General features: G+C 60.7%; 11 protein-coding genes and 1 pseudogene. 6 read left to right on the top strand and 6 right to left on the bottom strand.

Translation table 11 applies throughout. The annotated features are described in order from the left end of the window. Positions 1 to 32: 32 nt before the first annotated feature. On the top strand, positions 33 to 425 hold the full coding sequence (gene madL / locus ACWNZ1_RS10150; protein WP_135847603.1) for a malonate transporter subunit MadL: 393 nt from the start codon (positions 33 to 35) through the stop codon (positions 423 to 425). Positions 426 to 430: 5 nt separating this feature from the next. Further along, positions 431 to 1195, top strand: coding sequence for a malonate transporter subunit MadM (gene madM / locus ACWNZ1_RS10145; protein ID WP_135847602.1), 765 nt, complete (start codon positions 431 to 433; stop codon positions 1193 to 1195). 111 nt (positions 1196 to 1306) lie between these two features. Here madM and ACWNZ1_RS10140 read toward each other — a convergent pair whose 3' ends face one another. Next, complete coding sequence (locus ACWNZ1_RS10140) at positions 1307 to 2221, bottom strand: LysR family transcriptional regulator (protein ID WP_135847601.1); 915 nt, start codon at positions 2219 to 2221, stop codon at positions 1307 to 1309. A 286-nt stretch (positions 2222 to 2507) separates the two neighbouring features. Between ACWNZ1_RS10140 and trhA the strand changes: the two genes are divergently transcribed. After that, positions 2508 to 3125 (top strand): PAQR family membrane homeostasis protein TrhA, encoded by a 618-nt coding sequence (gene trhA, locus ACWNZ1_RS10135; protein WP_135847600.1) that lies wholly within the window; start codon positions 2508 to 2510, stop codon positions 3123 to 3125. Positions 3126 to 3282: 157 nt separating this feature from the next. Here trhA and ACWNZ1_RS10130 read toward each other — a convergent pair whose 3' ends face one another. Continuing rightward, positions 3283 to 4002, bottom strand: a complete 720-nt coding sequence (locus ACWNZ1_RS10130) for a 16S rRNA (uracil(1498)-N(3))-methyltransferase (protein WP_256453874.1) — start codon at positions 4000 to 4002, stop codon at positions 3283 to 3285. 74 nt (positions 4003 to 4076) lie between these two features. Next, complete coding sequence (locus ACWNZ1_RS10125) at positions 4077 to 5483, bottom strand: adenosylmethionine--8-amino-7-oxononanoate transaminase (protein WP_265072483.1); 1407 nt, start codon at positions 5481 to 5483, stop codon at positions 4077 to 4079. Between the two features lie 245 nt (positions 5484 to 5728). On the opposite strand from ACWNZ1_RS10125, the gene ACWNZ1_RS10120 reads away from it, so the two are divergent. The 3 genes from ACWNZ1_RS10120 to ACWNZ1_RS10110 all read left to right on the top strand — a co-directional run bounded on the left by ACWNZ1_RS10120 (position 5729) and on the right by ACWNZ1_RS10110 (position 9335). Continuing rightward, positions 5729 to 7486: a flavin monoamine oxidase family protein gene (locus ACWNZ1_RS10120; protein ID WP_135847597.1), complete on the top strand. Its 1758-nt coding sequence runs from the start codon at positions 5729 to 5731 to the stop codon at positions 7484 to 7486. Between the two features lie 668 nt (positions 7487 to 8154). After that, positions 8155 to 8706 carry a cytochrome b gene (locus ACWNZ1_RS10115; RefSeq protein WP_135847596.1) on the top strand — a complete coding sequence of 184 codons (552 nt, stop codon included), beginning with the start codon at positions 8155 to 8157 and terminating at the stop codon, positions 8704 to 8706. Positions 8707 to 8738: 32 nt separating this feature from the next. Further along, positions 8739 to 9335 (top strand): YceI family protein, encoded by a 597-nt coding sequence (locus ACWNZ1_RS10110; protein ID WP_135847595.1) that lies wholly within the window; start codon positions 8739 to 8741, stop codon positions 9333 to 9335. A gap of 254 nt (positions 9336 to 9589) precedes the next feature. Here ACWNZ1_RS10110 and ACWNZ1_RS10105 read toward each other — a convergent pair whose 3' ends face one another. From ACWNZ1_RS10105 to metF, 3 genes and pseudogenes are all read right to left on the bottom strand, one after another. Further along, on the bottom strand, positions 9590 to 11452 hold the full coding sequence (locus tag ACWNZ1_RS10105) for a DEAD/DEAH box helicase (RefSeq protein ID WP_135847594.1): 1863 nt from the start codon (positions 11450 to 11452) through the stop codon (positions 9590 to 9592). 233 nt (positions 11453 to 11685) lie between these two features. Continuing rightward, a pseudogene (locus ACWNZ1_RS10100) lies at positions 11686 to 12496 on the bottom strand (substrate-binding periplasmic protein); the annotation flags it as partial. Positions 12497 to 12706: 210 nt separating this feature from the next. Then, positions 12707 to 13552, bottom strand: coding sequence for a methylenetetrahydrofolate reductase [NAD(P)H] (metF, locus tag ACWNZ1_RS10095; RefSeq protein ID WP_135847592.1), 846 nt, complete (start codon positions 13550 to 13552; stop codon positions 12707 to 12709). Positions 13553 to 13657: the final 105 nt, after the last annotated feature.

The following is a 13657-nucleotide window of genomic DNA, read 5'->3' as shown; positions in this document are numbered from 1 at the left end:
AACTTCGACGATGCATTTTGAGGACTACAACAATGATTATCTACGGTGTGGCGTTTCTGGCCTTTTGTACCCTGGCGGGTATTTTCATCGGTGAGCTGCTGGGCAAATTGATCGGGGTGCCGGCCAACGTCGGTGGCGTCGGCATTGCGATGCTGTTGTTGATCGGCCTGGGCAGTTACCTGAGCAAGCGCGGCCTGTTCAAGGGCAAGTCCGAGGCCGGCGTGGAATTCTGGAGTGCGGTCTACATTCCCATCGTGGTGGCGATGGCGGCCCAGCAAAACGTCTACGGTGCGCTCAAGGGCGGGCCGATGGCGATTCTGGCCGGGACCCTGGCGGTGGTGATTGCCTTTGCGTTGGTGCCTGTGTTGGTGCGTATCGGCAACAAAGGGCCTGAAGCCGATGTTTCCGTGAAGACGGTCGGGTGATCGCCATGTACGAATCGATGATGAAAGTGATTACCGGCTACGGCCTGATCAGTGGTTTTGCGATTGTCGGCATCACCATGTGGGTGTCTTACTGGATCAGCAACACGTTCACTAAAGGCCGCTTGCACGGTTCGGCCATCGCCATTCTGTTGGGCTTGGTGCTGTCGTACATCGGCGGTGCGATGACCGGCGGGCAGAAAGGCGTGGTGGACATTCCGTTGCTGTCCGGGATCGGTTTGCTCGGCGGCGCCATGCTGCGGGACTTTGCCATTGTCGCCACGGCGTTTGGCGTGAGTGTCGAAGAACTCAAGCGCGCCGGTTTCGTCGGGGTGCTGGCGCTGTTTGTCGGGGTGGGTACCTCGTTCATTGCCGGTGTCGGAGTCGCAATGGCCTTCGGTTACACCGATGCGGTGAGCCTGACCACCATCGGCGCCGGGGCGGTGACCTACATCGTCGGGCCGGTCACCGGCGCGGCGATTGGCGCCAGTTCCGAGGTCATGGCGCTGTCCATTGCCGCAGGGTTGATCAAGGCAATCCTGGTGATGGTCGCGACACCCTTCGTGGCACCGCTGATTGGCCTCAACAATCCGCGAAGCGCGGTGATCTTCGGTGGCTTGATGGGTACTTCCAGCGGTGTCGCCGGTGGCCTGGCGGCCACCGATCCGAAGCTGGTGCCCTATGGCTGCCTGACGGCGGCGTTCTATACGGCGCTTGGATGCTTGTTGGGGCCTTCGTTGTTGTTTCTGATCATGCGGGGCTTGATGGGGTAGGGCTTAGTCTTTTTGCTGACAGGACTGGCCTCATCGCGAGCAAGCCCGCCCCCACAGTCGACCGATTGTCCCTGTGGGAGCGGGCTTGCTCGCGAAGGCCGCGACTCGGTTTCAAGCCTGGCGATTGGCATACATCCGGCATTCAGCCAACAGCGCCAGCAAATTCGGATCGCGTTCCTTGGCCTTCAGGAACACCACGCCAATGTGCTGTTGCAACCGGTATTTTTCCTGCAAAGGGATCAGTTTCACCCGATTTTCATACACCGCCGCAATCCTGCCCGGCAGCAACGCATAACCCACCCCGGAACTGACCATGCTCAGCAGGGTGAAGATGTCGTTGACCTGCATCGCCACCTTCGGCTCGAACCCCGCCTGCTTGAACACCCGAATACCGTCCTGATGCGTGGCAAAACCCTGGGTCAAGGTGATGAACGTCTCGTCGCGCACCTCGGCCAGATCCACTTCGGCACGTTGGGCAAAGGGCGAATCAGCTGGCGTGGCGAGGAAGATGTCATCGGAAAATAGCGCGATATGCTCGCAATCCGGGTCGTTCACGCTGTCGTCCAGGGAGATCAGGATCGCGTCCACTTCCATATTTTTGAGCTTGTACAGCAAGTCGATGTTCGAGCCCAGGATCAGGTCGATATTGAGTTCGCTGCGGCGAATTTTCAGGCCCATGATCAACTGCGGCACGGTCTTGACCGTCAGCGAGTACAGCGAGCCCAGCTTGAAGCGTTCGGCAGAGAAACCGGCGGCCTCACGGGTCAGGCGCACACTTTCGACCACATCCTGGATCAGTTTCTGCGCCCGCTCTTCCAGTACGTAGGCGCTTTCCAACGGTGTGAGGTTGCGGCCTTCGTGCTTGAACAACGGACAACGCAGGGCGCTTTCCAATGAATGAATGGCCCGGTGCACGCTGACGTTGCTGGTCTGCAACTCGGCCGCCGCCCGCGCCAGGTTGCCGGTGCGCATGAAAGCCAGGAACACCTCGAGTTTCTTCAGGGTCAATTCTTCGTCGATCAGCATGGGGCGGACTCTTATTCGTATGGCCTGATTGTGCCCCAATAGGCCTTTGTGATGAGGAAATTCAACCGTGGCGAATATCTGTTGAAGGACCTTCAATTGTGGCGAGGGAGCTTGCTCCCGCTGGGTGGCGTAGCCGCCCCCAAGATTTTGTGAGCGCTGCGCACTCAAGCGGGAGCAAGCTCCCTCGCCACAGGTTTTGTATTTGGCTGGCTTGAAGCAAAACATTGCACTTTGAGACGCCAAGCCTGAGCCTTGGCGTCTGTTCTGGAATGTGAGGTGGGATGGGATGTATCACGGCGAACGACTCAACGCCTGGACGCACCTGGTCGGAGCGGTGGCGGCTTTCATCGGGGCGGTGTGGTTGTTGGTGATTGCCGGGATGGCCGGCGATCCTTGGAAGATCGTCAGCGTGGCGATCTACGGTTTTACCTTGCTGGTGCTCTACAGCGCTTCGACGGTTTACCACAGCGTGCGCGGGCGCAAAAAACAAATCATGCAAAAGGTCGATCACTTTTCGATCTACCTGCTGATCGCTGGCAGTTACACGCCGTTCTGCCTGGTGACCCTGCGTGGGCCGTGGGGCTGGACGTTGTTCGGGATCGTCTGGGGACTGGCGCTGATCGGGATCCTGCAGGAGATCAAGCCACGTTCCGAAGCGCGCATCTTATCGATTGTGATCTATGCGGTGATGGGTTGGATCGTGCTGGTGGCGGTCAAGCCGCTGTTGGCGGCCCTGGGCAGCGCCGGGTTTGCCTGGCTGGCCTCGGGCGGCGTGCTGTACACCGTGGGCATTATCTTTTTTGCGTTGGATCACCGGCTGCGGCATGCCCATGGGATCTGGCATCTGTTTGTGATCGCCGGCAGTTTGCTGCACTTCGTGGCGATTTTGTTTTATGTGCTCTGACTCATGAACCCATACCGCCGAATTCATGAACACCACTGTTTTACTGTGGGAGCGGGTTGCTCGCGAAAGCGGTGGGTCAGCCAACATCGATGTCACTGACCAATTGCATTCGCGAGCAAGCCCGCTCCCACCATGGTTCCTCAGTGGCCGCAGGCGATTAGAAATCCCCCCACAACTGCTGCGCCACGGCCAGCGCCACCACCGGCGCGGTTTCGGTGCGCAGCACCCGGGGGCCGAGGCGGGCGGCGTGGTAGCCGGCGGTCTTGGCCTGCTCGACTTCAGCGTCCGACAAGCCACCCTCGGGGCCGATCAGGAACGCCAATGCCTGCGGCTTGGCATGGCTGATCAGTGGCTCGGCCACCGGGTGCAGCACCAGCTTGAGCTCGGCTTCGGTCTGCTTCAGCCAGTCAGCCAGCAGCAGCGGCGGATGGATCACTGGCACGCTCGAACGCCCACATTGCTCGCAGGCGCTGATCGCCACCTGGCGCCAGTGCATCAGGCGCTTGTCGGCGCGTTCATCCTTGAGGCGTACTTCACAGCGCTCGCTGAAAATCGGCGTGATCTCGCTGACGCCCAGTTCCGTGGCTTTCTGAATCGCCCAGTCCATGCGCTCGCCCCGGGACAAACCTTGGCCGAGGTGGATACGCAACGGCGATTCAACCTGCCCGGCGAATTGCTCGTCCAACTGCACCCGCACACGTTTCTTGCCGACTTCGGCCAACGTGCCGCGAAACTCCTGGCCGGAGCCGTCGAACACCTGCACCGCATCGCCCTCAGCCATGCGCAGCACACGGCCGATGTAGTGGGCCTGGGCTTCGGGCAATTCGTGGTCGCCGAGGCTCAGGGGGGTGTCGATGAAGAAGCGGGACAGTCTCATGCTTTGTTCTCTACTGAATCTGAATTCGACATTGCAGCCTGATGGAGTGTCGTTGTGGCGAGGGAAAGTTGTCGTCAGCCCGGATCACGGAAGCCGGGATGAAAATCCTTCGGTACCGCCACACTGACCTTGTCCCGGGTGGCGATGTCGATGCCTTCGCTGGCCACTTCTGCCAGGAAATCGATCTGCTCCGGGGTGATCACATACGGCGGCAGGAAATACACCACGCTACCCAGCGGGCGCAGCAACGCGCCGCGTTCCAGGGCATGCTGGAACACCGCCAGGCCGCGACGCTCCTGCCATGGGTAGGCGGTTTTGCTGGCCTTGTCCTTGACCATCTCGATCGCCAGCACCATACCGGTCTGGCGCACCTCGGCGACGTTCGGGTGGTCTGCCAGGTGCGCGGTGGCGCTCGCCATGCGCTGGGCCAGGGCCTGGTTGTTTTCGATGACGTTGTCTTCTTCGAATATATCCAGCGTCGCCAGGGCCGCCGCGCAGGCCAGTGGATTGCCCGTGTAGCTGTGGGAATGCAGGAAGGCTCGCAGGGTCGGATAGTCGTCGTAGAACGCGCTGTAGACCTCGTCGGTGGTCACGCACGCCGCCAGTGGCAAGTAGCCGCCAGTCAGCGCCTTGGACAGACAGAGGAAGTCCGGGGTGATACCGGCCTGCTCGCAGGCGAACATCGTCCCGGTGCGCCCGAAGCCGACGGCGATTTCGTCGTGGATCAGGTGCACGCCGTAGCGGTCGCAGGCCTTGCGCAGCAGTTTCAGGTACACCGGGTGATACATGCGCATGCCGCCGGCGCCCTGGATCAGCGGCTCGACGATCACCGCCGCAACGGTGTCGTGGTGCTCGGCGAGGGTCTGCTCCATGGCGGCGAACATGTTGCGTGAATGCTCCTCCCAACCCATGCCTTCAGGGCGGTGGTAGCAGTCGGGGCTGGGCACCTTGATCGTGTCCAGCAGCAGCGCTTTGTAGGTTTCAGTGAACAGTGGTACATCGCCCACAGACATCGCCGCGATGGTCTCGCCGTGGTAACTGTTGCTCAGGGTGACGAAGCGTTTTTTGTCCGGCCGGCCGCGATTGATCCAGTAATGAAAGCTCATTTTCATCGACACTTCGATGCAGGACGAGCCGTTATCGGCGTAGAAGCACCGGGTCAGGCCCTCGGGTGTCATCTTCACCAGGCGCTCGGACAGTTCAATCACCGGTTGATGGCTGAAGCCGGCGAGGATCACATGCTCCAGTTGATCGACCTGATCCTTGATCCGCTGATTGATACGTGGGTTGGCGTGGCCGAACACGTTGACCCACCAGGAACTGACGGCGTCGAGGTAGCGCTTGCCTTCGAAATCTTCCAGCCACACGCCTTCACCGCGCTTGATGGGGATCAGTGGCAGCTGTTCGTGGTCTTTCATTTGGGTGCAGGGATGCCACAGCACCGCGAGGTCGCGTTGCATCCACTGGTTATTCAGGCCCATTTACAGTCTCCTCGAGGCGGCTCGCGGCGAGCGCGGGCAAAACAATCGCGCAAGCCTATGCAATGGCGGCCCTGGGGACAACCCATTGTGTCTTTCACGCTACTTTGAACGAGGCGATAGACGCCGCTGGCGGCGCTTTGATGGCTGACGTATTCTTCGCCGTTCCCTGAGCCGCCGGGCTCGAAAAACCGAGAGCCGCCTGGCTCGAAAACTGAAATTTCCTACGTTAATCCGGAGTTCGTTGAATGTCTGCTGGTTGGCTGCGCGCCTGTGCGCTGGTGATGATAGGGCTGTTCAGCGTTTCGGCGCTGGCCAAGGACAAGCAACCGACGGCTATCGTCGTTGGCGGCGGCCTGGCGGGACTCACGGCGGCCTATGAGCTGCAGAACAAAGGCTGGGCCGTGACCCTGCTGGAAGCCAAGCCGAGCCTGGGCGGTCGGTCGGGCATGGCCACCAGCGAGTGGATCGGCAACGAGAAGACTCAGCCGGTGCTGAACAAGTACGTCTCGACCTTCAAGCTGAGCACTACGCCGGCCCCGGAATTCGTGCGCACCCCCAGCTACCTGATCGACGGTACCTACTACACGGCCGCTGACCTGGCGACCAAGCAGCCGGCAACGGCCGAAGCCCTCAAGCGCTATGAAACCACTGTGGACGACCTGGCGCGCTCGATTGAAGACCCGCAGAACCCGGCGGCCAACAGCACGTTGCACTCGCTGGACCAGATTACCGTGTCCAACTGGCTCGACCGCCTGCAACTGCCGGCCACCGCGCGTCAGTTGGTGAACCAGGAAATTCGCACCCGCTACGATGAACCTTCGCGCCTGTCACTGCTGTACTTCGCACAACAGAACCGGGTCTATCGCGGTGTGTCCGACCGTGACCTGCGGGCTTCGCGCCTGCTGGGCGGCAGTCCGGTGCTGGCCCAGGCCTTCGTCAAACAGCTGAAAATCATCAAGACCAGCTCGCCGGTATCGGCCATCTCCCAGGACAAGGACGGCGTCACCGTCAAGGTCGGCAGCGTTGGTTATCAGGCGGATTACGTGGTGCTGGCCGTGCCGTTGCGCGCGCTGAACAAGATCCAGCTGACCCCGGCCCTGGACGCCCAGCATCAAGGCGCGATCAAGGGGACCAACTACGGCTGGCGCGACCAGATCATGCTCAAGTTCAAGACCCCGGTCTGGGACAGCAAGGCGCGCATGTCGGGCGAGATCTACAGCAACACCGGCCTGGGCATGATGTGGATCGAGCCGGCCATGAAGGGCGGCGCCAACGTGGTCATCAACCTGTCCGGCGACAACGCCCGGGTGATGCAGGCCTTCGGCGACAAGCAGATGGTCGATCAGGTGCTGATCCGCCTGCACGCGTTTTACCCACAGGCACGTGGGGCATTCACCGGTTATGAAATCCGCCGCTACAGCACCGACCCATCCATGGGCGGCGCATACCTGGCCTTTGGTCCGGGCCAGATCAGCAAATACTGGCGCCTGTGGGAAAAACCATTGCAGCGCATAGCCTTTGCCGGCGAACACACCGACACCTTGTACCCGGGCACCCTGGAAGGCGCATTGCGCAGCGGTCAACGCGCAGCCAGCCAAGTCGAAGACCTGGCGGCGGGCAAGTCGTTTGAACCGGCCAAGGTCGTTCCGGCTGCAACGGCAGCAGCGGCCGGTGCGGTGGCGGCGAAGAAGGGCAACTTCTTTACCAACCTGTTTGGTGGCTCGGACGACGACAAGAAGCCGGAGCCGGTGAAGGCACCAGAGCCGGTAGCGCCGCCAGCACCGACGCCTGCTCCAGCGCCAACCCCGGCACCTGCACCGGTAGAAGCGCCGAAGCCCGTGGCCCCAGTAAAAGCCCAGCCTGCCAAGAAAGCACCAGCGAAGAAACCGGCAGCCAAGACCCCGGCCAAAAAAGCCCCGGCCAAGGCGCCGGTAAAAAAGGCTGAGCCGGCGAAGAAGCCAGTGGCCAAACCGGCGACGCCCCCTGAGACCCAGGTTCAGTAACGTTCAGGCGCAAAAAAAGCGCGACCCACGGGTCGCGCTTTTTTTTATCCAGCATTAGGCGTGCACTGACGCTGCGGCCCAGAGCCCGGCGTTGCGCAACGAGCGCTATCGTCCTACACGCTTCGGCGATATATCGGAAACTTCCCACCAGCTAACAGGATGGAAGTGATAGAGCGCACCCGGTCATAGGCCCTAGGCTCCTCAAAAAACTGGAGCGTTTATGAAAACTCTAATAGCGATGATCATATTGGTAGCACTGTCAGGGTGTGTATCTGGCGAATGCAGGGACCCTTTAACAATTCCGATGATCCCAAAGAGAGATCCGCAGCTAGCGTACAAGTGCACGATCGACCCCTTTAAGCCCGAGTGCTCGGTAAATTAGCACTTCAAACTATCAGGATTTCCTGAGTATTAGAGACGGATAGGGCCCAGCGCAGATATTTCATGACATAAAACCGTCGTAAGCAGCCCGCTCGCGATGAGGCCCTACTCAAGCACGCGATCGGTGCCCACCCCCGCCATTACGTAGCGTATTCGATTTAATCTTTCCTTAACCCACCCCCTCCAGACTGATGATCGTATTTCTCGATATTTCAAAGCGAAAATTTCCGCTTTAAATCGATAGATAACTCGCTAGTCTTGGTCGCAGTTTTTACAGGATATGAGCAATGCAGCTACGCAACTCTTCTTCTCGCTATGGCTGGGTCAGTATCGCTCTGCACTGGGGCGTTGCATTGGCGGTGTATGGACTGTTCGCGCTGGGCCTGTGGATGGTCGGCCTGGATTACTACAGCACCTGGCGTAAAGACGCACCGGACCTGCACAAGAGCATTGGCCTGGTGCTGCTGGCGGTCATGTTGCTGCGGGTGATCTGGCGTTTTGTCAGCCCGCCACCGCCGACCCTGCCAACCTACGGACGCCTCACCCGTGCAGGCGCCAAGCTCGGTCATCGTGCCCTGTATCTCGGGTTGTTCGCCGTGATGATTGCCGGTTACCTGATTTCCACCGCAGACGGTGTCGGGATCCCGGTGTTTGGTTTGTTCGAAGTACCCGCGCTGGTGTCCGGACTGCCCGATCAGGCAGACGTCGCTGGCCAGATTCACCTGTACCTGGCGTGGGCGCTGGTCATTTTTTCCGGCCTTCACGCGTTGGCAGCATTGAAACACCACTTTATCGATCGTGACGCGACCCTCAAGCGCATGCTGGGGCGCCAAGCCTGATGTTCAACCTCGACTCCAAAGGAATAGAAAGCATGTTGAAAAAGACGCTCGCCGCCCTGGCAATCGGTTCTGCACTGCTGTCGGCCGGCCAGGCCATGGCTGCCGACTACGTGGTCGACAAAGAAGGCCAGCACGCCTTCGTCGACTTCAAGATCAGCCACCTGGGCTATAGCTACATCACCGGTACCTTCAAGGATATCGACGGCAAGTTCAGCTTCGATGCCGCCAAGCCTGAAGCCAGCAAGATCGAGTTCAACGTCAATACCGCCAGCGTATTCACCAATCACGCTGAACGTGACAAGCACATTGCCAGCGGCGACTTCCTGAACGTGAGCAAGTTCGGCAAGGCCACCTTCGTTTCCACCAGCGTCAAATCCACCGGTAAAAACGCCGATGGCAAAGAAACTGCGGACGTGACCGGTGACCTGACCCTGCTGGGCGTGACCAAGCCAGTGGTGGTCAAGGCCACGTTCCTGGGTGAAGGCAAGGACCCATGGGGCGGCTACCGTGCTGGCTTCGAAGGCACCACCAGCATCAAGCGTTCCGACTTCGGCAAGCAGAAAGACCTGGGCCCAGCGTCTGACGCGGTCGAGCTGTACGTCACGTTTGAAGGCGTCAAAGCGAAGTAAGCTTCGCGCCTGATAAAAAAACGCCCCTGATCTTGCGATCAGGGGCGTTTTTTATTGCCATGTCTCAGCTCGAACAGCCAACACAGAACTCTTGTGGGAGCGGGCTTGCTCGCGAAGGCGGTGGGTCAGTCGATTCGATGCTGGCTGATACACCTTCTTCGCGAGCAAGCCCGCTCCCACATGCAGATTTGTGGCGTTCAAAAAAATGCCCCGGATCGCGAGATCAGGGGCATTTTTTTACAGCTTGGAAAAACTCAGCGATTGCGGGTCAGCAATGCCGGCTTCTCGCCCCGTGGGCGGCTTGGCAGTTGATCCAGTTGCTCAGGCGTCGGGAAGCGATCGGCTTTCGATTCCTTGTGCATGATCTTCGGCTGGTTGCCACGGGGGGCCTGCACGGCCGGTTCCTGACGAGGTTGGTCGTCACGGGCCGGGCGGCGCGGGCGGGTGTCTTCGCGACGGGCCTGACCGTCACGGGGAGCACCGTTGCGTGGGCCGCTGCGCTTGGCCGGTGGGGTGCCGGTGGACGAGCCGTTGCTGTTGCGTGGACCGTTCTGGCGACCCTGTGGCTGGCCAGTACGCGGAGCGGCTGCACCCGCGCCCTGTGCCGGGGCGCCTGGACGACGGCCGCGACCTTGGGCCGGTTTCTGCTGCGGCACGTAGTCGACGCGGTTACCGAAATTATCTACATCGTCGTCCAGGAACTCGTCCGGGGCACGATCAGCTGCGGCGCGGGGAGCCGGGCGCTGCTGTTCACGGGCTGGCGTACCTTCGCGAGGCTTCTGCTCGCGGGCCGGGCGTTCACCGCGGCTGTTGCTGGCCGGTTTTTCCTTGCCCTTGTCCTTGCCTTTGTCTTTACGACCGCCGCCACCGCCGCCGCCATTCGGACCGTCGCCGCGTGGGCCACGGGCATTGCGCGGGTTGCGCACGTCCGGACGTTCGCGCACTTCAGGCTTCTCGGCCTCGATGGTGCTGGCATCGAAGCCCATCAGGTCGCCATCGGCAATTTTCTGCTTGGTCATGCGCTCAATGCTCTTGAGCAGCTTTTCTTCGTCCGGCGCGACCAGCGAGATCGCTTCGCCCGAACGACCGGCCCGGCCGGTACGGCCGATACGGTGCACGTAGTCTTCATCGACGTTCGGCAGCTCGAAGTTGACCACGTGGGGCAACTGGTCGATATCCAGGCCACGGGCCGCGATGTCGGTGGCGACCAGGATGCGCACTTCGCCGGCCTTGAAATCGGCCAGGGCCTTGGTGCGGGCATTCTGGCTCTTGTTACCGTGGATCGCCACGGCCGGCAGGCCATGCTTGTCCAGGTATTCGGCCAGGCGGTTGGCGCCGTGCTTGGTACGGGTGAACACCAGGACCTGTTCCCAGGCGCCAGCGGTGATCAGGTGCGCGAGCAAGGCACGCTTGTGGCTGGCCGCCAGGCGGAATACGCGTTGTTCGATGCGCTCGACCGTGGTGTTCGGCGGCGTGACTTCGATGCGTTCCGGGTTGTGCAGCAGCTTGCCGGCCAGGTCGGTGATGTCCTTGGAGAACGTCGCCGAAAACAGCAGGTTCTGGCGTTTGGCGGGCAGGCGGGCGAGGACTTTCTTCACGTCATGGACGAAGCCCATGTCGAGCATGCGGTCGGCTTCGTCCAGCACGAGGATTTCCACGTGGGACAGATCGACACTGCCTTGGCCGGCCAGATCCAGCAGGCGGCCGGGGCAGGCCACGAGCACGTCGACGCCACGGGACATGGCCTGGACCTGAGGGTTCATGCCCACGCCGCCGAAAATGCAGGCGCTGACGAATTTCAGGTCGCGAGCGTAGACCTTGAAGCTCTCGTGTACCTGGGCGGCCAGTTCGCGGGTTGGGGTCAGGACCAGTACGCGCGGTTGACGCGGGCCGTGACGCTGGGATTTGTCTGGGTGACCGTTGGGGAACAACCGCTCCAGGATCGGGAGGGCGAAACCACCGGTTTTACCAGTGCCTGTCTGCGCCGCGACCATCAGATCGCGACCTTGCAACACGGCGGGAATGGCCCGCTGTTGCACCGGGGTAGGCTCGGTGTAGCCGGCGGCCTCGATGGCGCGGACTAAAGCCTCGGAGAGACCGAGGGAAGCAAAGGACATGAGTAATCCTGTTTTAGTGAGGGCCTGGCCCAATGGGATAGTCTTGCCTGGCGCGAACGACGTTCAATAATGAAAGACGTCATCCCGTCCGGTCCTGCCGAGTCTCAAAGGCGGGTCCGGACAGGGCTCGCGCGGGCTGGAAGCTGCGCTGTAGCGGTGTCGGGATGCCTTTTGCAAGACCGGGCGTCCGGGCGTAAGCCTGGCGGGAAGGCCGGAGTATAACAGAGCAAACGCCGTGCGCCGCTTTCCTGCTGCTCAACGGTTTATTTCAGCGTTGACCGGGTCGGGCCGCGTAGCCTTGGCAAGCGGGCTGGCGCCATAGCGGGCACTGAGCTCGGCATAGGCCGGTTCGCGTTTGAAGCGCTTGAGTTCGGCGCCGAAGCGTTGCACCAGCAAATCCATCCCGGCGCTACGCCGTACCGCCAGGTATTGGCTTTGACGGCTCACGACCGTCGGGTTTTCAGTAATCTGGTCGCCCAACTGCATTTGCTCGAGCACATGCCGGCCGACCCGACGGTCAGTGATGAGCAGGTCGATCCGGCCCAGTTGCAACTTGCCGAAGTTGGCTTCGTGGGTAGGCGCTGTTTCACGCTTGAACAGGGGCGATTCACTGAACGCCTGGCTGTACAGATAACCGGGTGACGTGCCGATGGTCAGGCCGCCCAGGTCATCGAGCGTGCGAAACGGATGGGGGCGGGCGTTGGCGTAGAACATCACGAACTCCACGTCTGACAGCGGTTCGCTGGGATAAAGCAGCATGGTGTCGCGTTCATTGCTATGAAAAATGTCCAGCGCGCCGTCCGCCAATCCCTGTTCCAGCATCGCCAGGCAACGCTTCCAGGGCAGGAGCTGCCATTCCACGTCGATGCCCAGGCGCTTGAACACAATGGCCGTGGTTTCGTAGTCCAGTCCGAGGATTTTGCCGTTCTCTTCGTAGACATACGGCGCCCAGGCTTCGGTGACAATGCGCAACTTCTCGGCCCGGGCAGTCATGCTCAGGCACAAGAGGAGAAGGGCTGTCAGTAACCGGGCAATAACGGGCATGGCCTGAGGTTACGACGAGAACTCCTCAAATAGCTAGAGCGCTCTGGCTCGCGCCTTAGTTGCCTTTTGCCTGCAGTCGGTGCAGATCGATGGCTTCGCGGTATTCGTCCCGAGGCAAACATATCCATTCGGGCTCGAAGAGCCTCACGACGACTGAATAAAAAAAGGCCCTGGTTTTCACCAGGGCCTTTTGTACCACGGTATTTGCTGTTAACGCGGCAGCTTGAGGTTGTTCCATACCGCCAGGCTGGCTTCGGCCTGGTTCAGGGTATAGAAGTGCAGCCCCGGGGCTCCACCTTGCAACAAACGCTCGCACATTTGTGTGATGACTTCCTCGCCGAAGCTTTGGATGCTGGACGTGTCGTCACCATAAGCTTCCAGTTGCTTGCGGATCCAGCGCGGGATTTCCGCACCGCAGGCGTCGGAGAAGCGCGCCAACTTGCTGTAGTTGGTGATCGGCATGATCCCCGGTACGACAGGAATGTCGACGCCCATCTTGCGGATACGCTCGACGAAGTAAAAATAGCTGTCGGCGTTGAAGAAGTACTGGGTGATCGCACTGTTGGCACCGGCGTTGGCCTTGCGCACGAAGTTGAGCAGATCGTCCTCGAAATTGCGCGCCTGGGGGTGCATCTCTGGGTAAGCGGCAACTTCGATGTGGAAATGATCGCCGGTCTCTTCACGAATGAATTCAACCAGGTCATTGGCGTGACGCAGCTCGCCGCTGGCCATGCCCATGCCCGAGGGCAAGTCACCGCGCAGGGCAACGATGCGCTTGATGCCTGCGGCCTTGTATCGGGTCAGCAGGCCACGCAGGTCGTCCTTGCTGTCGCCTACGCAGGACAGATGCGGGGCAGCCGGGACTTTGACTTCGCTTTCGAGCTGCAACACGGTGTTCATCGTGCGGTCACGGGTCGAACCGCCGGCGCCATAGGTGCAGGAGAAGAAGTCGGGGTTGTAGCTGGCCAACTGACGGGCAGTGGCGATCAGTTTTTCATGCCCAGCATCGGTCTTCGTCGGGAAGAACTCGAAGCTGTAGCGACGTTCTTGGGACATGGTCATATCCTTGGAAACTCGTAGGGCTGGAAGCCTGGCGCATTCCAATGTGGGAGCGGGCTTGCTCGCGAAGACGGAGGATCAGGCGACATCGATGTTGAATGA

Source organism: Pseudomonas sp. CFBP 5748, from assembly GCF_053850495.1.
Note: the sequence above shows the minus strand (reverse complement) of the source record. Positions and strands in the feature narration are given on the sequence as shown.

Coding starts and splice junctions, on each gene's coding strand:
- madL (WP_135847603.1), top strand. CDS start 33: ATGATTATCTACGGTGTGGCGTTTCTGGCCTTTTGTACCCTGGCGGGT.
- madM (WP_135847602.1), top strand. CDS start 431: ATGTACGAATCGATGATGAAAGTGATTACCGGCTACGGCCTGATCAGT.
- ACWNZ1_RS10140 (WP_135847601.1), bottom strand. CDS start 2,221: ATGCTGATCGACGAAGAATTGACCCTGAAGAAACTCGAGGTGTTCCTG.
- trhA (WP_135847600.1), top strand. CDS start 2,508: ATGTATCACGGCGAACGACTCAACGCCTGGACGCACCTGGTCGGAGCG.
- ACWNZ1_RS10130 (WP_256453874.1), bottom strand. CDS start 4,002: ATGAGACTGTCCCGCTTCTTCATCGACACCCCCCTGAGCCTCGGCGAC.
- ACWNZ1_RS10125 (WP_265072483.1), bottom strand. CDS start 5,483: ATGGGCCTGAATAACCAGTGGATGCAACGCGACCTCGCGGTGCTGTGG.
- ACWNZ1_RS10120 (WP_135847597.1), top strand. CDS start 5,729: ATGTCTGCTGGTTGGCTGCGCGCCTGTGCGCTGGTGATGATAGGGCTG.
- ACWNZ1_RS10115 (WP_135847596.1), top strand. CDS start 8,155: ATGCAGCTACGCAACTCTTCTTCTCGCTATGGCTGGGTCAGTATCGCT.
- ACWNZ1_RS10110 (WP_135847595.1), top strand. CDS start 8,739: ATGTTGAAAAAGACGCTCGCCGCCCTGGCAATCGGTTCTGCACTGCTG.
- ACWNZ1_RS10105 (WP_135847594.1), bottom strand. CDS start 11,452: ATGTCCTTTGCTTCCCTCGGTCTCTCCGAGGCTTTAGTCCGCGCCATC.
- metF (WP_135847592.1), bottom strand. CDS start 13,552: ATGTCCCAAGAACGTCGCTACAGCTTCGAGTTCTTCCCGACGAAGACC.